Source organism: Chryseobacterium sp. JV558, from assembly GCF_033712365.1.
Lineage (GTDB): Bacteria > Bacteroidota > Bacteroidia > Flavobacteriales > Weeksellaceae > Chryseobacterium.
The window spans coordinates 1,072,247-1,089,627 of sequence record NZ_WJHU01000002.1; the positions used below are offsets into that span (position 1 = coordinate 1,072,247).

The 17,381-nt window shown below is 36.9% G+C and carries 18 protein-coding genes; 7 read left to right on the forward strand and 11 right to left on the reverse strand.

Going from position 1 to position 17,381, the window contains the following annotated elements; genetic code table 11:
• Positions 1 to 5 precede the first annotated feature (5 nt).
• Genes GFU89_RS10720 through GFU89_RS10735 form a run of 4 tightly spaced genes read right to left on the reverse strand, consistent with a single transcriptional unit; the run spans position 6 to position 1,808 of the window.
• Positions 6 to 836 (reverse strand): hypothetical protein, encoded by an 831-nt coding sequence (locus GFU89_RS10720; protein ID WP_318847116.1) that lies wholly within the window; start codon positions 834 to 836, stop codon positions 6 to 8.
• Complete coding sequence (locus GFU89_RS10725; RefSeq protein WP_223599393.1) at positions 833 to 1,021, reverse strand: hypothetical protein; 189 nt, start codon at positions 1,019 to 1,021, stop codon at positions 833 to 835. Before GFU89_RS10725 ends, GFU89_RS10720 begins: the two co-directional genes overlap by 4 nt.
• A gap of 38 nt (positions 1,022 to 1,059) precedes the next feature.
• A complete protein-coding gene (locus tag GFU89_RS10730) occupies positions 1,060 to 1,575 on the reverse strand; it encodes a hypothetical protein (RefSeq protein WP_318847117.1) in 516 nt (171 codons plus the stop codon).
• 17 nt (positions 1,576 to 1,592) lie between these two features.
• On the reverse strand, positions 1,593 to 1,808 hold the full coding sequence (locus tag GFU89_RS10735) for a RebB family R body protein (protein ID WP_034697211.1): 216 nt from the start codon (positions 1,806 to 1,808) through the stop codon (positions 1,593 to 1,595).
• 426 nt (positions 1,809 to 2,234) lie between these two features.
• Between GFU89_RS10735 and GFU89_RS10740 the strand changes: the two genes are divergently transcribed.
• Positions 2,235 to 3,650, forward strand: a complete 1,416-nt coding sequence (locus GFU89_RS10740) for a hypothetical protein (RefSeq protein ID WP_318847118.1) — start codon at positions 2,235 to 2,237, stop codon at positions 3,648 to 3,650.
• A gap of 100 nt (positions 3,651 to 3,750) precedes the next feature.
• Here GFU89_RS10740 and GFU89_RS10745 read toward each other — a convergent pair whose 3' ends face one another.
• Positions 3,751 to 4,644 (reverse strand): type II CAAX endopeptidase family protein, encoded by an 894-nt coding sequence (locus GFU89_RS10745; RefSeq protein WP_318847119.1) that lies wholly within the window; start codon positions 4,642 to 4,644, stop codon positions 3,751 to 3,753.
• 188 nt (positions 4,645 to 4,832) lie between these two features.
• Between GFU89_RS10745 and GFU89_RS10750 the strand changes: the two genes are divergently transcribed.
• The 5 genes from GFU89_RS10750 to GFU89_RS10770 all read left to right on the forward strand — a co-directional run bounded on the left by GFU89_RS10750 (position 4,833) and on the right by GFU89_RS10770 (position 8,841).
• Positions 4,833 to 5,405, forward strand: coding sequence for a helix-turn-helix domain-containing protein (locus GFU89_RS10750; protein WP_318847120.1), 573 nt, complete (start codon positions 4,833 to 4,835; stop codon positions 5,403 to 5,405).
• An 87-nt stretch (positions 5,406 to 5,492) separates the two neighbouring features.
• Entirely contained in the window at positions 5,493 to 6,980 is a 1,488-nt protein-coding gene (locus tag GFU89_RS10755; RefSeq protein ID WP_318847121.1) for a serine hydrolase, read from the forward strand.
• Between the two features lie 88 nt (positions 6,981 to 7,068).
• Entirely contained in the window at positions 7,069 to 7,647 is a 579-nt protein-coding gene (locus tag GFU89_RS10760; protein ID WP_318847122.1) for a Crp/Fnr family transcriptional regulator, read from the forward strand.
• Positions 7,648 to 7,706: 59 nt separating this feature from the next.
• Entirely contained in the window at positions 7,707 to 8,129 is a 423-nt protein-coding gene (locus GFU89_RS10765) for a GNAT family N-acetyltransferase (protein ID WP_318847123.1), read from the forward strand.
• A 283-nt stretch (positions 8,130 to 8,412) separates the two neighbouring features.
• The gene (locus GFU89_RS10770; RefSeq protein ID WP_318847124.1) at positions 8,413 to 8,841 is read left to right on the forward strand and encodes a DUF3592 domain-containing protein; all 429 of its coding nucleotides are present in this window, start codon (positions 8,413 to 8,415) and stop codon (positions 8,839 to 8,841) included.
• An 18-nt stretch (positions 8,842 to 8,859) separates the two neighbouring features.
• Here GFU89_RS10770 and GFU89_RS10775 read toward each other — a convergent pair whose 3' ends face one another.
• Positions 8,860 to 9,405 carry a hypothetical protein gene (locus GFU89_RS10775; RefSeq protein ID WP_318847125.1) on the reverse strand — a complete coding sequence of 182 codons (546 nt, stop codon included), beginning with the start codon at positions 9,403 to 9,405 and terminating at the stop codon, positions 8,860 to 8,862.
• A 226-nt stretch (positions 9,406 to 9,631) separates the two neighbouring features.
• Between GFU89_RS10775 and GFU89_RS10780 the strand changes: the two genes are divergently transcribed.
• Positions 9,632 to 10,681, forward strand: a complete 1,050-nt coding sequence (locus GFU89_RS10780; RefSeq protein WP_318847126.1) for an alpha/beta hydrolase — start codon at positions 9,632 to 9,634, stop codon at positions 10,679 to 10,681.
• Positions 10,682 to 10,815: 134 nt separating this feature from the next.
• On the opposite strand, the gene GFU89_RS10785 is transcribed toward GFU89_RS10780, so the two are convergent.
• The 5 genes from GFU89_RS10785 to GFU89_RS10805 form a co-directional block, all read right to left on the reverse strand.
• Positions 10,816 to 11,958: a 1-acyl-sn-glycerol-3-phosphate acyltransferase gene (locus GFU89_RS10785; protein WP_318847127.1), complete on the reverse strand. Its 1,143-nt coding sequence runs from the start codon at positions 11,956 to 11,958 to the stop codon at positions 10,816 to 10,818.
• A 232-nt stretch (positions 11,959 to 12,190) separates the two neighbouring features.
• Positions 12,191 to 12,511 carry a GIY-YIG nuclease family protein gene (locus GFU89_RS10790; RefSeq protein ID WP_318847128.1) on the reverse strand — a complete coding sequence of 107 codons (321 nt, stop codon included), beginning with the start codon at positions 12,509 to 12,511 and terminating at the stop codon, positions 12,191 to 12,193.
• Between the two features lie 542 nt (positions 12,512 to 13,053).
• Positions 13,054 to 14,886, reverse strand: coding sequence for a DUF262 domain-containing protein (locus tag GFU89_RS10795; RefSeq protein WP_318847129.1), 1,833 nt, complete (start codon positions 14,884 to 14,886; stop codon positions 13,054 to 13,056).
• Positions 14,886 to 16,307 carry a DUF262 domain-containing protein gene (locus GFU89_RS10800; protein WP_318847130.1) on the reverse strand — a complete coding sequence of 474 codons (1,422 nt, stop codon included), beginning with the start codon at positions 16,305 to 16,307 and terminating at the stop codon, positions 14,886 to 14,888. The genes GFU89_RS10795 and GFU89_RS10800 overlap by 1 nt, the downstream gene beginning before the upstream one ends.
• A gap of 449 nt (positions 16,308 to 16,756) precedes the next feature.
• Complete coding sequence (locus GFU89_RS10805; RefSeq protein WP_318847131.1) at positions 16,757 to 17,254, reverse strand: hypothetical protein; 498 nt, start codon at positions 17,252 to 17,254, stop codon at positions 16,757 to 16,759.
• Positions 17,255 to 17,381: the final 127 nt, after the last annotated feature.

Consider the following 17,381-nt stretch of genomic DNA (forward strand, 5'->3'; position numbering starts at 1 on the left):
TTACTTTACAGCAGATAATTAATAAATGCTGCTGCAGCTCTCCAGTCGTGGTTAATATCTTTTACTACATTATAACCAGTTATCTCCAGAGCAATACACGCTGAAATAGCAGTAGCTGACAACATTTCTTTTAACTGGTTGGGAGGAAGGGTAAGGATATAATCATCCGGAATTACAGGAAGCCTGCCGTTGTTTGGAGGGTTTTCATTCACTACAATACTCAGGATTTCCTGGAAATAATGCGCAATCAGTTTAGAAGCCTGGAATTCCAGTTCTCTTTTTAATTCAATTATTTCTTCCTGGCTTACCAGTTCGGCAATAGCAGCTACATCCACATCATGTACCGAATACTGGGCTTCTCCCGTATCAGATGGCGTAATCGTGATATCAGTTTTAAGAATCCACTTTGCCTTTTCAAGATTAATCGTAAGAAGTTTTGAATCAAGATCTGAAACTGCAATTTCGTTTAAGGTGGTAAAAGGTAAAATTCTCACATTACAATAAAAAGCTTTTGGATCATCCAGTTTCACCATGATGACTGCAATTCCCGTTGATCTATCTATAGGTTCCACTACAAAAGACTGGAAATGATTGTATCTTTTATTTCCTCTGTTGATGCAGTTGACCAGTCTTATAGCAGGCTGAATATTAATGTTTGAGGTCTGAAGATTAAATATAACTCGCTCTGCATTATGTTCTGTCTTTTTCACATCAGCACTTCTCGTGTCAAAATAAGAAATATCACTGCTTCGGGTCAGGTAAAGTCGTTCATTTAAATCATTTAAATTTTCTAGATTTAAAATTTTGGCGGGTTTGGTTGTTGAAGAATAATTCATATTTTATTTATTTTAATTTTTTCAAGGAGTTGGCTTATTATTGTTTTTTTCTTTCGGTTAACTTCAGGTTCTACTGAAGGAATTACTGCTTCCTTAATCTCTGGTTTTACGAGTGGCTGTGTCAGTTTTACTGACTTTAATACTAATTTTCCCCCATGATCAGCCGTGATAAAGCTTTTTCTCATACCTTCCTTTTCTGATGAGATTTCTTCCGGAACCGGATCTACCTGTTTTTTTTTTCGGGATCTTCATTCTCAGGAGAAACTTCCGTAAACGAGGGAGGAGAAGGAAGAGCCACTGGAACCGGAGGCGTGTTGACATTATAAATAGTATTGGAAATCTTAGCCTTCACTTCAGCATATTCACTTACCATTTTGAATAAATCCTTCATCATTTCATTTCCTTTCCCTGCATCCTGGCCTTGCAGATGCTCTGCCATCTGAGTGGAGGTTTCCTTACTGCCCGGTGCCGGCCCGAAAGTCGTTCCATACGTCAGTAGATTATTGGCCAATCTGCTTAATGCAATCAAACCTACCTGCTCAAATCCTTTCAAAAAAGACTGTAAATCCTGAACCATCATTCCTGTAGACTGTTCTATCATTACTTTTGTCACTCCGGTCATTGGGGAAGCCTTAGGCGGGGCCAGTACCTCATTGTTCACAAATACTACAGCTTTCTCCGCCGGAGTGGTAGCATTTGCTGCCTGGGATTGTTGGGTTTCACTGTTGTTTTCACTCATGATCGTAAGGTTTTATATTATCCTTTTAAAATTTTAATGGCATCTGCAACAATCGCAGGGTTGAGCTGGTTCAAGTTCTGCTGATTCGTTACAGAATTCTGAATGGAAATTCCACTGGCATGGGTGGCCATCTGGTAAAGCATACTCATAGCCTGTGCGGGAGACTCACCAAGTACGGTAACATTGGTCTGCGTTACTGCATCTGTAGTCTGGGTGTTTACTGTTTCTGCCATATTCTGGTTTTAATGGGTTATTATTATTTTTATTTTCAAGCCTCTTTTTTCAAAGATTTTCTTTCAACTCAACCTTAATAGTATTTCTTGATTAAGTCTTAACTGTGAGACTGTTGATCTCTTTTGTCTGATACAAATTTCATCAAACGAAATAAATCTTCATTAAGGGAAAAAACTGAATTTTAAAAAATAAGGGAATTCTCCTACGAGTGAAATTTTTAGATAAAACATTGGATTTACTAAATAATAGAATCCGGAAAAATAAACCAGAATCTATAAGTGTATTTAATCATCATGAATGCATGATACACAAATACACTGTCTGCCGATACGGGTAAACCCTGAATTTCTAAAAATGGGTGGATCCCCTCTACTTAGCCGGGAGCTTTACCTTGAAATTTGTTCCCTAACGTAATAATAAACGATATGCCAAGAAATAAGACAAAAAAGAAAGCAGGTGCTTCCAATACCGATGATGCTAATCGCAGGCCAGCACCAAGACCAGAACCACAACGTGACCCTAAGCCTAAAGTTAAAGTACTTACCCAACCCGGTTATGCTACAGGTGATATGTTTGGGATTGCCGCGGCTTTAATTGATGATGAGGAACTTCATGTTGTCATCTCGAAAGGCGACGGTAGTCTTACAGATCATACGGATAAAGCAGATTCTATAAAAAAATTCTATGAAGATTCCGGAATAAGTGAGGACAGGATACATATTGTAAAAGTAAGACAGCTAAGGGGAGCCGGTAATAGAAAATTAGAAAATGAAGCACACAAGTATAAACGAAGAGGATATATTAAAGGGGTAAACTATGGAACAGATTACATTGCCAGAAAATACTCACCGGAATTAAGGGGTAAGCTAAAAGAAAGATGGAAGGTAAATATCAGTAACGATGAAAATGAGGCTATAAAAAGATGGCTGGAACAAAAAGGAATCCCTACCAGTGGAAACAATTTGCTTATTTTATGGTCACGTTTCAGTGGGAAAGGTGGAGATATTCATATAGAACATGATACCAGCTATACAGGGATCAGGCAGATTGTTTATAGAGTAGCAGAGATGTATGATGCAATTATTATTACCGGAGACAAAGGCTATGTGAAAGAGAGAGGATCTAAGTTTGATGATATTGTCAATGAGGTCAAAAATTATATTCACCCTTCCAAAGTATTCAATATTACCGAGTTTTGGGATGACAAAACACCATCTTTATTAGCATGGGGAGGTGATACGCGTTTTGGACAGTTTAAGCTGTATGAGTACTTTGAGAAAAACTTTACCCATGTAAAGCATCTGGGCTTCAGAAGCGGTAACTTGGAAGTGATGGCGATGTTAGGATACACGGTAAGGTATATGGAAGAAGAGGGAAGTGAGAGTGGTCGCAGAATGCTTGCCTGGAAGAAGGTAAATGGAGGCAAAACCCAAAAAGGAGGAGATGCCACCGGATACGAACGCTTACTGTTGAGTCAACCTCCAACACGATCAGGCAAATTTCTTCAGGAAAGATTAAGGGAAATCAATAAGAAAACTGCAGAAGAAAAGGCTAAGACAAGGGATGAAAAAGAAAAGGAAGCAATAGAGAAAAACGCTGGAAAGGAAAAAAGAGATTATATAGGACCGCATTTTGCTCCACGTAAGAAAGATGGAACAACTCCAACTCCCATATCAAAAGAAGAGAAAAGTAAATATTTGGAAGGATTTAATGATGATGATATGAAGACTATTCTCACATTCTTACGGCCTGAGCGCTGGATTGACAAACAAATTACTTATAACCCTATCATTCCACAGAAAAGAAAAGATTACAAAAAACTGTTGGAAATTGCCAATTAAACAGTAAGCCCGGGCTCTGCTGATTAATTAAAATACTGACTTCACTAATATTTCAAAAAAACAGTCTTCTACTCAGAAGGCTGTTTTTTTGACTATAATGTTATGCAGAAAGAAGAATATCTTCAGTATCCCTTTCAGGCAATTCCTTTCTCTTTCTCCAAAAGAAATAAGCTACAACAGCAGTTGCAATGGGCAGAGCAATACCAAACTCATCAATATAATAATTGGTGTTTCCCGTATCTACAGTAAGCGGTGTAAAAATAGACTGTATAAAAAGGTTGTGGCTAGCATGTAAAATAGCACCAGTCCATAAACTCCCGGATTTTAATCGCAGCCAGGTGAAAATGAAGCAGGATGCAAATATCATCACTGTAAAACATAAAAGAGCCAGCCACTTGGGCCCGCCCGTGTTGTAATTGGAAAACAGCAGAAGAGGATAATGATAAATAGCCCATATGAGACCCATCCAAAGAGAGGTAGCAGTATAAGAATTGATCTTAGCCAACTGCGGAGTAAGAAGACCGCGCCAACCAATTTCCTCACCCAATGCTGAGCCCACAGAACGTACCATACCAAAGCTGCTCATCAGAATGACATACAGGATGATGGTCTGGCCATCAGAAAGATTCCAGCCCATCCCTTTACCAGCTTCAGCTACAAACTCATGATTATAAAATCCGCCAGCTCCACTGATCCAAATGATGAGATAAGGAACAAATGCGTAAACAATAGGAATACAATAGGCCATAATCTGGTATTTCGTAAGTCCCCATTTCCAGCCCAGAGAAGAAACAGGAATTTTTCGGATACGGCAGGTAAGAAGTGCCGCAATAGCCGGACACCACATTACAATGGTAGCGTAAGATATAATTCCGCCACCCAGCTTGCCGGTACGAATACACATATAATACACGGGGAGACAAAAAAGAAGGGTAAGGCACAGGTAAGTGGCAATATTCTTCCTGATTTCGGATTTAGGTATTGTATTTTCCATAAACTGATCTGGTGTTGAAGTTTATAAACAGTTGAAAAATAGAAGGTTATTTTTAAATAAAAATACACTTATTTCTTATATGAGTAATAATTTTAGCATTGTTCAATTTAAAAAAAGAGGTCTTCTGTTTTTAATAATGGAAAACAGTAAATTAGCCAAAACATTTTTTTTCCGAATTACCTCAGAACATGTCCAGACTAAAAGCAATAAGAGAACAAAAAAATCTGACTCAGGAAGAGCTGTCAGAAAAATCAAAAATTTCTGTAAGAACCATTCAGCGTATAGAATCCGGAACAGAACCTAAGGGACATACTTTAAGAGCGCTGGCGCAGACTTTGGAAATAGAGGAGTCTTTATTGTTGCAGGAAGAAACCATCATTTCCCAGGAAAATGATGAGGTAAAAACAGAAACCGCAGAAGAACCTGAAACGGTCAATTATTCTTTGATTAAAATGATCAACCTTTCCTCCTTATTATTTGTGGTAGTACCGCCATTAAATATTCTGGCTCCCTTTCTGCTGATGTTTATTATGAAGCAGAGGAACAGCCTCATTAAACAGATTGTCTCTTTGCAGATGTTTTGGACTGCTATGGCACCCATTGTCTTTATGCTTGGTATCTTTTTAAAGCTCGGAAAACAGTTTACTCTTATCCTTATGATCCTTATTGTGCTGTCTAATGTATTCATGATTCTCCGAAATACAGCAGAGATTGATCGTAAAAAGAAATTGTATTTTAAGCTGAAATTCAGTATGTTGTAAGTTGTGTCGTGGCTTTGTCGGGTTTTTGTCGGGTTCATTTTTATTTGAAAAACAAAATGAAATTGAATCTTTGTCAAAAAAATAACAATGACAAAATCGGCACGGTTTATCCTTCCTTTTTTTATTCTGTTGATGAATCTGTTTTATGCACAGACAGACAAAACAGATCCTCTTTACAAAACAATTCTATCAAAAGACAGCCTGTTTTTTTCAGCAGGTTATAATACCTGTAACATTGGAAAGATGGAAAGCATGTTAAGCGATGGGTTTGAATTTTATCATGATAAAGGTGGTTTTGAGGACAAAAAGAAATTCATTATTGATTTTAAAAACGGATTGTGCAAGTCTCCGGAAACCTATCAGTTAAAAAGAGTCTTAGTGGATAAAAGTACCGAGATTTATCCTATGTATAAAGAGGGAAAGATCTATGCTGCCATTCAGAATGGAGACCATTTGTTTTATGAAAAGATAGGAGATCAGGCTGAAAAATTAGTTGGGGAAGCAAAATTTACCCATCTGTGGATCCTGGAAAATGTTGAATGGAAACTTAAGAATTCATTGAGTTTTGATCACCATCCTAAGCAGACTACCGATAGTGACACAATGTTTGATAACGACCAGTCGATGCAAAGCTGGCTGAAAGAAAATAATATTCCAACCCTGGGATTAGGAATTATTGAAGGAGGAAAGCTGCAACAGGTAAAAGTTTTCGGAGATACAAAAAAAGGAGTTACAGCTCCCGTCAATGCTTATTTCAATGTGGCATCCCTTACTAAACCTGTCACTGCAATGGTAGCACTGAGACTGATAAGCTTAGGAAAATGGAAGCTTGACGAACCTTTAGATACCTACTGGACAGATCCCGATATCATCAACGATCCCAGAAATCAGAAACTGACCACCAGAATTATTCTCACCCACCAGACAGGCTTCCCAAATTGGAGATGGATGAATACAGACAAAAAGCTGAACTTTCAGTTTGATCCCGGTACAAAATACCAATATTCAGGAGAAGGTTTTGAATACCTTCGGAAAGCACTGGAAAAGAAGTTTGGAAAATCACTGGATCAGCTTGCGCAAGAATTGATCTTTCAGCCTCTCAAAATGCGTAACACCAACTATATCTGGGATCAGAACACAGATGAATCAAGATTTGTGACGGGATATAATGAAAAAGGAAATCCATATCCAATAGAAAAAATTAAAACGGCAAATGCTGCCGATGATCTGCATACTACGATCGAAGATTACGGAAACTTTATGATCAGCGTTATGAAAGGGAAAAATCTGAGGCCGGATGTCTTTCAGGAAATGACCAAAAAACAGGTAAAAGTAAAAGAAGGTAAATATTTCGGGTTAGGGTTTGAAATCTATGACTTTGGAAATGGTGAATATGCACTATCTCACGGTGGGGCAGATCATGGAACAAGATGTATTGCCATTGTACTTCCCAATTCAGGAAAGGGGATTGTGATATTTACCAATGTAGACGATGGCTATAAAGTGTATGAAAAACTGGTCCTTCATTACTTAGGAGAGCAGGGACAAAAAATTATTAAGATAGAAACTAAATGATTATATCAGTAAAAAAACTATTCTGGCAATGAGCATTGTGTATCTTTGAAAGATTGGAAACAACGGATGTATAAATAATTTCTATGATATGCTTTTAGAAAAATTACTTGAAGAGTTTGACGTAGATCCCAATACCTTTAGTTTGGAAGAATCTGCGTTATTTGATCAATACTTTGAACAGATCTCAGTCAGGAAAAATACATTTCTCATCAAAGAAGGAGAAACAGAAAAGTACAGCTATTTTGTTTTTGGGGGCTTATTGCGTTGCTGGATCATTAATCACAAAGGAGATGAGCAAACCTTTTGGTTTTGTAAGAAAGGCACTTTTTCACTGTCGAATATCTCATTTACACTACAGGAAAAATCTTCTTTTAATGTGCAGACCATTGTAGACAGCGTTATCTATAGGATAGACAAGAAGAAGGCGGCCGAATTATATTCTGCTATTCCCGGATTAAAGACAGTTTTTGATGACCTGACGGCTATATTACTTAATAAAATACTGAATAGAAATATCGACCTGATTAAGTATTCCCCCGAACAATACTACCTCCAGATGATGGATGAATATGGTATCACTTTAAATTATATACCCTTAAAAGATATAGCCTCTTATCTCGGGATCACACCACAAGCGCTAAGCAGAATACGTAAACGCATTTTTTAACCTGGGTTCAGTGTTTTAGATGAATAAGTTCTGACCTTTGTGATTCTAAATTTACAATTATGATCAGAGAAATTGCGGTAACAGATTATCCACGTTTGATTGAGATCTGGGAGAGTGCAGTGGTGAATACCCATGATTTTCTTAAAGAAGAAGACTTTGTATACTATAAAAAACAGCTTCCTGTCTACTTCCGGCATGTCACCCTATCGGGGTTTGAGCAAGAAGGTATTTTAGTTGGATTTGCAGGCGTTGCAGAAGGAAACCTTGAAATGTTGTTTGTTGACAATAACTATCGGGGGACCGGAGTAGGAAAAAAATTAATTGAATATGCAATATCTCATTTACAGGTAACCAAAGTGGATGTGAATGAGCAAAATACCCAGGCTGTTGGTTTTTACAAACATATGGGATTCAATATACTGAAGAGATCCGAACTGGATGGAGAAGGTAAAGAATATCCTGTCCTGCACATGCAGCTATAGCCACTAAATAAACAGAAAATCCCTGCTTTTAAAATAAATGAGAGCAGGGATATTGTCATTATATTACCCGATTCAGGAAAGGGGACTGTGATATTTACCAATGTAGATGATGGCTACAAAGTGTATGAAAAACTGGTACTTCATTACCTGGGAGAACAGGGACAAAAAATTATTGAGATAGAAACTAAATAACTATTTATGCTGTAATAAATCTTTGTATATTCGGGTATTGATCTGAAAACAAATGAAATAACATGCTATTTGTTTTCAGATTGTAATAGATATGAGCAGAAATAAAAAGAAAGTTATGTGGCAATATTATATCATTCTCGGTGCAGGAATAGTGCTGTTTATTTTTGCATTCTTAAGTTTAAGAAGCACTCTTTCATTCTTACAAAAAGCAGAAAAGGCAACGGCAACCGTTACCTCATTGCGGGAATTTGAATCGGATGGAGTAGTATTCAGTCCCCTCTTTACCTTCCGTACCCGGAATAATATTGAATATACCTATGAACTGCCGGAAGGCACCAATCCTTCAGCCTGGTCAGTAGGGGAGACGGAGACTGTTATTTACGATCCGAATGACCCTTCTTCCGTAGAATTATATACGTATTTCAGAATTTTTGCTTTGCCTTTAATCTTGATATCCTTTGCATTGCCATTACTGGTGATAGGAGGAGGTTATTTTATTGCAGACCAGTTTTTGAAATAACCTGCTCCTTCTGTATTTCTACTTTACCTTTTCAAGAAGATACAGTTTAGCTCCGGAAAATGCTAATTTTGGCATCAGGTTTCCTTCCAGAATCATAGTCTTATTATTGGCATCTATGACAGAAATATAATTGTTGGATTTGTATTCAATATAATTTTCCTTTTCTTTTGTTGAAGGATTTTTTCCGAACTCCATAGAATATTTTACCCAGTCTTCATCCTGTGAACTGCAGTGTACCGGTTTGAATTTAGACTTTTTAGCCTTGAAAACAATTTGATCAAAACCTTCCGTACATTCTGAGGTGAATGAGCCGTCAGGATTCTGATCTTTTGAAAAATCCTCAAAAGAACCGCGGTAAACGCCTACCACTTTCCAGGTTCCGTCCAGACGGTCTTCATCAATTTTCCCTTTCGCTTTGCTTACTGCCCAGCTGATTCCGTTTACCGTTCCTTTTACTGCTTTATAACTTAAGCTTACAGCTCCCGATACTACTTTTGTAGCCGTTCTTACCACACATGAATTGAGAACAAGGACCGCCGAAGCCAGAAATATTATTTTCTTCATTTTGTCAAATTTTTCAGGTACGAAGATAATGCTTTTGGAAAAACTGCTTGATGATGAATTGTGTTTTGCACATTTGGATAATACTTTCAGGCATCTTTAGGAATTCTGCTGTCTGGTTTACCGCCCGATAATCAGTATTCACCGTTCAATATGACCTGTTCAAAGTATTTACACTTATTCCTGGCTCTGTTTTACCATAATTTTACCATCACAAAACATCACGATTATGAATACTACATTGAACTTCAGTAAAAAAGTACAGGCCATTTTATCTTTGGTCATTTTTATAGGAATGGGAGTATGGTCTCTTAAAGCACAGACTTATACCACAGGCGGGAAAGATACAGAAAATACAGCTGTAAGATCAGCTTTCCAGAATACAAAGAAAATCAGAGCCGGACTGCTGAATGTGGGTTATGCAGAACTAGGACCCGAAAATGGGAAACCTGTCATTCTTCTTCATGGATGGCCCTATGATATTCACAGTTTTGAACAATCCTCAGCTATTCTTGCTGAAAAAGGGTACCGTGTTTTAGTCCCTTATTTAAGAGGTTACGGTACAACGACTTTTGTTTCACCCAATACAAAACGCAACGGTCAGCAGAGCGCAGTTGCATTGGATATCATTGCTTTTATGGATGCCCTGAAAATTGATAAAGCGATTATCGGTGGTTTTGACTGGGGAGCAAGAACTGCAGATATCATGGCAGCATTGTGGCCTGAACGTTGTACAGGCCTGGTTGCCGTAAGCGGATATTTAATTGGAAGCCCAAAGGCCAGCGAAAAACCTCTTCCTCCAAATGCGGAACTTTTATGGTGGTATCAGTATTACTTTTCAACTGAAAGAGGGTATAAAGGCTATAAAGCCAATACTACAGCATTTAATAAACTGATCTGGAAAACGGCTTCACCAAAATGGGCTTTTGATGACCAGACCTACGAGCGCTCTGCCGGAGCATTCAATAATCCTGACCATGTTGATATTGTGATCCACAATTACCGCTGGCGTCTGGGATTGGCGAAAGGAGAAAAACAATACGATGCGCTTGAAGCTAAACTGGCAAAATCTCCTTCCATTAGAATCCCAACAGTAACTCTGGAAGGTGATGCCAACGGAGCTGCATTTCCTGCCCCAGAAAGTTATGCTTCCAGATATACGGGAAAATATGCCCATCATACCCTGACAGGCGGAATTGGACACAATTTACCACAGGAAGCTCCAAAAGCATTTGCTGATGCAATTATAGAGGTAGATTCTATGTCACAGACTAAATAAAATCTGTTAGATTTAAGAGGCTTTGTCAAAAGTGTCATTCTGACGAAGGAAGAATCTCATTAATAAAATTCTTCCTTCGTCAGAATATAAGTCAAATGATTTAATTGATGAGACAGTCTCTTTTTTACCCTAAACTATCCTTCAAAACCTTCTTCAAGCTTCAGTTTATTCACCAAAGGATTGGCATACATTGCAAGGAAATACTCCTTAGAAACGGGATCTGACGGATCTATACGCATTTCAAGTCTTCGGATAAACAACTGTTTCTCTTGTTCAGTATATTGTGAAGCATACGTATCTGTATTATGAATCAGATCGTAGGCAATATATTTTGTCGGCCAAAGCTTATAATTTTTAATGATAGAATGGTCAATCACCTGTGCAACGGCCTGCAATTGTTTGTTTTTATTCTCAATCGTAGCGGCAATTTCATCCAGTTCTGTATCAATAACATCACCGGCATGCAGATGAATTCGTTTCTTTTGCCCTAATATACCGCTGAGCATAGTAGTAAAATCTTCATTTTTACCTTTGATGTATTCCTCATCCCTGTGCTGTGCCAGAAGTTGAGGCATTTTCAAAGAATCTGTAGGATCATATTCGTAAGAAATAGATACAGGTACAATCTTTAAGGTTTTAAAATACTCTATCAGTGACTGATCTCCTGATGCCATGGCAAGCATTTTTAAAACCCCCTGTTGAGTGGCATCATTACCGTCTTTGGTACGGCCTTCACGCTGGGCGATCCATACAGAGCGGTTTTCGTGATGCAATTGATGATCAATGTACTCAGACATGGTTTGTGAACTTTTAAGCTGATCGCGAAGTGAGAGTCCTCTTTGAACTAAAAAGTTACGGTTCAGTTTAGCCAATACATTCAAGAAGTTTCTTTTCACAAGATTATCCCCAATGGCTGAAGCAGTCATAATGTGGCCGCTTTCCAGAAGAGCCAGATTAAGCAGTGAAGTATCCAGTACAATATCTCTGTGATTTGAAATGTAAAGGTATGGAGTGTTTTTATCCAGTTTATCGAAGCCTGAGGTCGTTAAACCTTCAGAACTTTTCGCAAGAATCTGACGAACGGTATGTGCTACAAAATGATGCTGAAAATCACTTATAGAGTGGATCTCTTTAAACTGTTCCAGCCAAACCTGCTCATCCACACCGGGAAAAGTAAAGTTCATCAGTGCTTTCATCATAGGATCACGGGCTACACTCTGCAATCTTTCATTCACTTCATGATCATGAAAATACCGTATTTCATCAAACTTCGACATGCGATTATTTAAAAATTAAAACTTTTTGCAAAAGAACGAAAATTTATCTGGGGAATGGGTATAATGCTTGTTAAAGTATTATGAAGGGCGTAGGAGTTAATTGAAAAAACCGTATATACCAAAGCACTTCACATACACAATAAGTATCCATATACACATCATACACGCCCACCTTGTCATTCCACAGGAATCTAAACTTTTATTTTATCATCATTTATGCGAACATTCCATATCAAAGCCAATTTTCAAACAGGTAATTCAAAAATTCTAAATTAGGATTTGTTCTCCTTACAAGTTCAAGTTTCTTAATTCTTGACCAGTTTTTAATTTCCTTTTCTTTTTCAATGGCGTTATGAATCCAATCATATTTCTCGTAATAAATTAGAAATTCAAGATTATATCTTGCTGTGAAGCTACCGGGGTTTAGCTTTGTTTTGTGTTGATGCAATCTCCTGTGGAGGTTTCCTGTAACGCCGGTATAAAGTACTTTTCTATTTTTGTTGGTGAGAATATAGATATAGTAGGTATATCTTCCTTTTGAAAACTCAATCATTTGTGTGTTTGTTTTACAAAAGTTACAAAAAATATATATCCACTTGTTTTTTTCAATTGAATTTAATCAACGTAATTGAAATTTGTAAGAAAAGGTATAAGATTAAGATATACCATCAACTAAACCTAAACAAAGTAATTAAACACAGTCTTTGTCATTCCGCAGGAATCTAAACTTTTATCTATCATCATTTATTATCCAAAACCTTTCTGTGTCTGGATTCCTACGGAATGAGAAACTGTGTGGATAATCTAAGTGAATAGTTTTGTACCATGGTCTTGAGCAAATAAGTACCCAGATACGCATGATATCCGCCCACCTTGTCATTCCGCAGGAATCTAAATTCTTATATTATCCTCATTTATTATCAAAAAACCTTCCTGTGTCTGGATTCCTACGGAATGACAAACTGTGTGGATAGTGTAAGTGAGTAGTTTGTATCGCGGTCTGGAGTAAATAAGTATCCACATACACATCATACACGCCCACCTTGTCATTCCGTAGGAATCTAAACTGTTATTTTGTTATTATTATTTGTTTCTTTAATCAGCTTGCAGGCTGAGAATATCTACTCTGGCATTCAAAAGTTGAATAACTTCTAATTTATGCTCTGCAATCTCATGATCTTCCCACTTTTTATTTAGATTGGTCAGATCATACATTCTTTTCTGCTTTGGAGGTATTTTTCCATTTTTATAATACTTGCCTGCTGAACTGGAATCTGCTTTACCTACTGGAGATTCATTATTCATTCTTGAGTTGGAACTTTTGCTTACCAGACACAGATTTCCCAGATTATCCTGAACCGGATTATTAAGAGATTGGGATAAGTGATGTTCTACAGAATTACGGTAAGTGAACTTGAAATCAAATTGAACAGGGGATTGTACCCAATACAGATAGTCAATAAAATTGAATAGAAAATGAGGAACTTTCACCCCTTGATCATAGCTTGACTCGCTTATATTTTTTTCAAAATAACTGATAATGAACTGATCAATTACTTCCTGGTATTCTATTGAAGATAATCTGAAGTTTTCTTTATCAGAAAAAAGAAATAAAATATCCTGAAGCCAGTTTTTATATTTTCGGTTTCTGAATGTAACTTGTAATAAAGAAATTGATTTTATCAGGCGTTTCTGATAATCAGACTCAAATACATTTCTATATACCAGGGTACCTTCTGAGTTCTTATATGGTTTTTGAAGAGACCATCTATAATTATCTTCTAGACTACCATCTTCTGAAGACTTGATAATAAACCGGTCAAATACTGTTCTGTAATACAGCAGATCACTGATAAAATCTTTGGCCTCTATTTTGGCCTTTAGCCCACTATATACCGTGAGCAGATCTTTTTCATTCAGAGGAATTTCCGTTTCGTTACCATCATAGGAGTACGTATTATATTTTATTTTAAAAATATGCATCAAAAAGTTGGGAAAATCTATGATTGAGTGATCTTCACCAGCATCATCAATATCATTAATATGAAATGAATCTGTTTTTTCTGCAGGTCTTTTCAAGGCATCATTAATAGAGAATCCCGATGTTATCAGCACTTCTCCCTCATCTTCCAAGAAATCTACAGGGTAAATCTCATCATAATTTTTACCAAAATATTTTTGACGGTCTCCAGAAGAAAATAATTTTTGAATATGAGTATCCATCTGGGAGCATGCATCCCAAATCCTAGAAAATTCATCCTGCTGTTTGGGAAAGTAATTGCCATCTTCATCTTTCAGGGTATCCATGAGATAGGATTTTAAGATCTCATGTTTTTTTAACTGTTCACCACGGTTATTCATGATTTCAAAATAGGAAGCTACATCGGTTTCCTGAGGAATTTCTACAAGAACAAGAATTACATTTTCAAAAACAAATTTTTTAAAAAGATCAGGTCTGGAAATTTCGGAAAGTCTTTTTTCTGTTTTTTCATCAGGATTTATAAAAGTATTATTCAACAGGTCTACAGCATTGATAAGGTGCGATACTTTATGGTTAAATGCCATATCCTGGGTTTTGACATTTTTGTAATAAGAATCAAAGAAAGTTTCTACTTCCGGCCTTGATTCATAGAAGAGTTTGGAACTTTCTACCAATCCCAGTATTTTAAGGAGTATCGATAAGGTGGTTAGTCTCTGCTGTCCATCTATTACCTCATAAAAGTCATCTTTTCTTTTTAAAACCACAAGGCTTCCGATGAAATAATTTAAATTCTGATTGATTTCAAACTTTTTGAAATTTTCGTACAGATCCTGAAGCAGCTGGGCAATCTCGTCTTCAGCCCATGCATAGTTTCTTTGATATAGAGGAACAATATATTGGTGATTGAATATTTCCTTTAAGTTTTTATTTAAATTTTGATTTCCCATTATGCAAAGCTGTAGTTTTTAAGATTCACTTTTCTCTCATCTGCGGATTCAAGGCGAATGTTTTGTTCTAAAAAATATTTGATAACAGCTCTCACATCTTTTTTGCAAATCACATTTTTATTTGCCATTTTCTCCAGTGGTAGCAGATCCGAATATGATTTTGCATTTTCAATGATATTAAAAAATTCACTTTCAGCAGGATATTTGGCAACACTGTTATATCTTACCTGTTCTTTCTCCAGCCTTAGCCTGTACACCAGCAGGTATAGTGTTTGATGATATTTTTCTATTCCTTCTTCTCCGAATTTATCAAACATTAAAATAATAAGTGATTTGTAAAGCTCAAACAGATATTGATCGCCATCGCGATGTGAACCGTCATACTTACAGTTTTTCTGTACAAATTTTTTAAACTCTTTCATGTCTTCAAATTCAGGATTAAAGAGCCTTTTATAAATCTCAATATACGTCTCTGTATAAGTGAAAAAATCTTTACCGTTCACAATATTTTGATTCAATAAAGAAAACGGACTGATGTTTTCGGGTGAGATATTTCTGAACCTTGATTTTATACCGTTTACGGAAACACCTAACGATTTGAAATAATTCTGCATCATATACTGCATCAGTTCCCTGTTTTGATAGGGAAAATCAATCGGATGGTTTTCATTGACAGTAATGCCTTTAAATTCTCTGATATGTTTTTTGTCAAAAGCATAAGCTTCCTCTTTGCGGCTCCATACTCTGGTTCTGTACAACTGCTCATTGATCAGTTGTCTGAGTAAATTTGATACGGATGTACTTTTTTCATCCGTCTGATATCTGGCAGCTCCTTCCCAGGTTATGTCGCAGGATACTTTTTCTTCAAAAGTATTGCTTTCCATAGCCCGGATGTGGTAAGCTTTCAAAAGATTATAGGCTTCAAGTTCTTTTCCACGTCCGTTCTGGGAATCAAACATCTGAAATGCTTCAGACAGGTCTGCCACTCTTATTTCTACAAATTCGCAGGCGTTCAGAATATATTTCTCAAAACTGCTTTTATCATTTCCTATATTCTCCTGCAGCCACTGATCTATAAAGCGCTTATTCAGGATAATAGCATTCTGTGAATCCGAATGTCTGTACTGTAGAGAATCCCTCAACGCAGTTCCTGCATTGCTCTCCAAAGATTTCAAAATAAGCAATAGAGTGGTAATACGCTGTTGTCCGTCAACGATGTGGAGATGCGAATCAGTATTGTTTAAAATAACACTTCCAATCCGGTAAGAGCTTTTGCCTTCTTTCCAGCTTTGGGTAATGTCTTCTAATAACAGACGGGTATTATCTTCTGTCCAGCGGTAAGGTCTTTGGTAGTTCGGGATAGACATATTGTCCTCCAATATAGAACTTACCTTTCTTATTTGTGCATTTATTCTGCTCAAGGTATTAGCTTTTTAATCATAAAAACCTAAGAGGTTTCTTTAGGAACAATAATAATAAAAATCTCCAGTTTCTACTTACGGGAAAGCGTAAATTTCTGCAAAATCTATTCTAATAGCATTCTCCAAAAACTCAAAAATATTTCCAGCCATTATCACATGTCACTCCAAACATTTATAAAAGTGGCTGTTGATATCTCGTAAGTGTCAATAGCGGCATCAATAAGCCCCTGAAACACGTGGTCAATATATCGAAAGCCGGTCTTGAAATAACGGTAACAAGTTGGTTAAGTGTCTGTAGGTATTTCAGAATAAACCGGTGCCACTTTACTCATTGTCTGGAGGCAGTTTTTAAATGATAATACCCCCTTAGGGAAGGGGGTATTGATACTTATTGAAATAGGTGTTTGAACTTCAGAACCGCCTATTGATACTTACTTAACCGATTGTTATCAGTTCTTTACATCATCAGAGGGAGTTGCCGGAGGGGTTGAAGCCCCTGTTGTCACAAAAAACTGTTTCATATCTTCATAAATAACATTCGTGCCCGGGACATTTTCTCCTGAAAGGAATTTCATGTTTCTATAGAAGGTAATGGCGTTGTGATAGTTATCATGATCCAGCAGAACTTTAGTATCAGACAGCTGTTCTGTTAATGAGCTCATTATTTGCAGACATTGTTCTACCTGTTCTCTTCCCAGATAATCTTTATCGAATTCCGCTTTATCTAAAAAGTTCGGAACATACTGAGGATATTGCTCCATGTAAATCTTCACCTTGTTTACAAACAGTTTGTTCTGTTCTGCAATACTTCCATACTGTTGTCTTTCTTCGGGAGTAAGATTGATGGTTTTTCCTGATAAAACCGTTTCAATAGTTTGTAATGCCTGATCAAGGTTGCTAAGTTCTTCAGCGGTAAAACTTACACTGATTAAATTGTCTAGTGCCATACGCTTGTGTTTTTGGTTGTTATTACTATCAAATATAGGAAGTGTAAAGCGTAGAAAAATAGGGTGTTGTAAGATTTTCAGGGTGTGTTCATCAGAAAATGAAAACGGGATAATAGGGTTTGTTTTT

Coding starts and splice junctions, on each gene's coding strand:
- GFU89_RS10785 (WP_318847127.1), bottom strand. CDS start 11,958: ATGTCGAAGTTTGATGAAATACGGTATTTTCATGATCATGAAGTGAAT.
- GFU89_RS10730 (WP_318847117.1), bottom strand. CDS start 1,575: ATGAGTGAAAACAACAGTGAAACCCAACAATCCCAGGCAGCAAATGCT.
- GFU89_RS10755 (WP_318847121.1), top strand. CDS start 5,493: ATGACAAAATCGGCACGGTTTATCCTTCCTTTTTTTATTCTGTTGATG.
- GFU89_RS10770 (WP_318847124.1), top strand. CDS start 8,413: ATGAGCAGAAATAAAAAGAAAGTTATGTGGCAATATTATATCATTCTC.
- GFU89_RS10740 (WP_318847118.1), top strand. CDS start 2,235: ATGCCAAGAAATAAGACAAAAAAGAAAGCAGGTGCTTCCAATACCGAT.
- GFU89_RS10780 (WP_318847126.1), top strand. CDS start 9,632: ATGAATACTACATTGAACTTCAGTAAAAAAGTACAGGCCATTTTATCT.
- GFU89_RS10775 (WP_318847125.1), bottom strand. CDS start 9,405: ATGAAGAAAATAATATTTCTGGCTTCGGCGGTCCTTGTTCTCAATTCA.
- GFU89_RS10720 (WP_318847116.1), bottom strand. CDS start 836: ATGAATTATTCTTCAACAACCAAACCCGCCAAAATTTTAAATCTAGAA.
- GFU89_RS10760 (WP_318847122.1), top strand. CDS start 7,069: ATGCTTTTAGAAAAATTACTTGAAGAGTTTGACGTAGATCCCAATACC.
- GFU89_RS10750 (WP_318847120.1), top strand. CDS start 4,833: ATGTCCAGACTAAAAGCAATAAGAGAACAAAAAAATCTGACTCAGGAA.
- GFU89_RS10790 (WP_318847128.1), bottom strand. CDS start 12,511: ATGATTGAGTTTTCAAAAGGAAGATATACCTACTATATCTATATTCTC.
- GFU89_RS10805 (WP_318847131.1), bottom strand. CDS start 17,254: ATGGCACTAGACAATTTAATCAGTGTAAGTTTTACCGCTGAAGAACTT.
- GFU89_RS10735 (WP_034697211.1), bottom strand. CDS start 1,808: ATGGCAGAAACAGTAAACACCCAGACTACAGATGCAGTAACGCAGACC.
- GFU89_RS10795 (WP_318847129.1), bottom strand. CDS start 14,886: ATGGGAAATCAAAATTTAAATAAAAACTTAAAGGAAATATTCAATCAC.
- GFU89_RS10765 (WP_318847123.1), top strand. CDS start 7,707: ATGATCAGAGAAATTGCGGTAACAGATTATCCACGTTTGATTGAGATC.
- GFU89_RS10725 (WP_223599393.1), bottom strand. CDS start 1,021: ATGAGAAAAAGCTTTATCACGGCTGATCATGGGGGAAAATTAGTATTA.
- GFU89_RS10745 (WP_318847119.1), bottom strand. CDS start 4,644: ATGGAAAATACAATACCTAAATCCGAAATCAGGAAGAATATTGCCACT.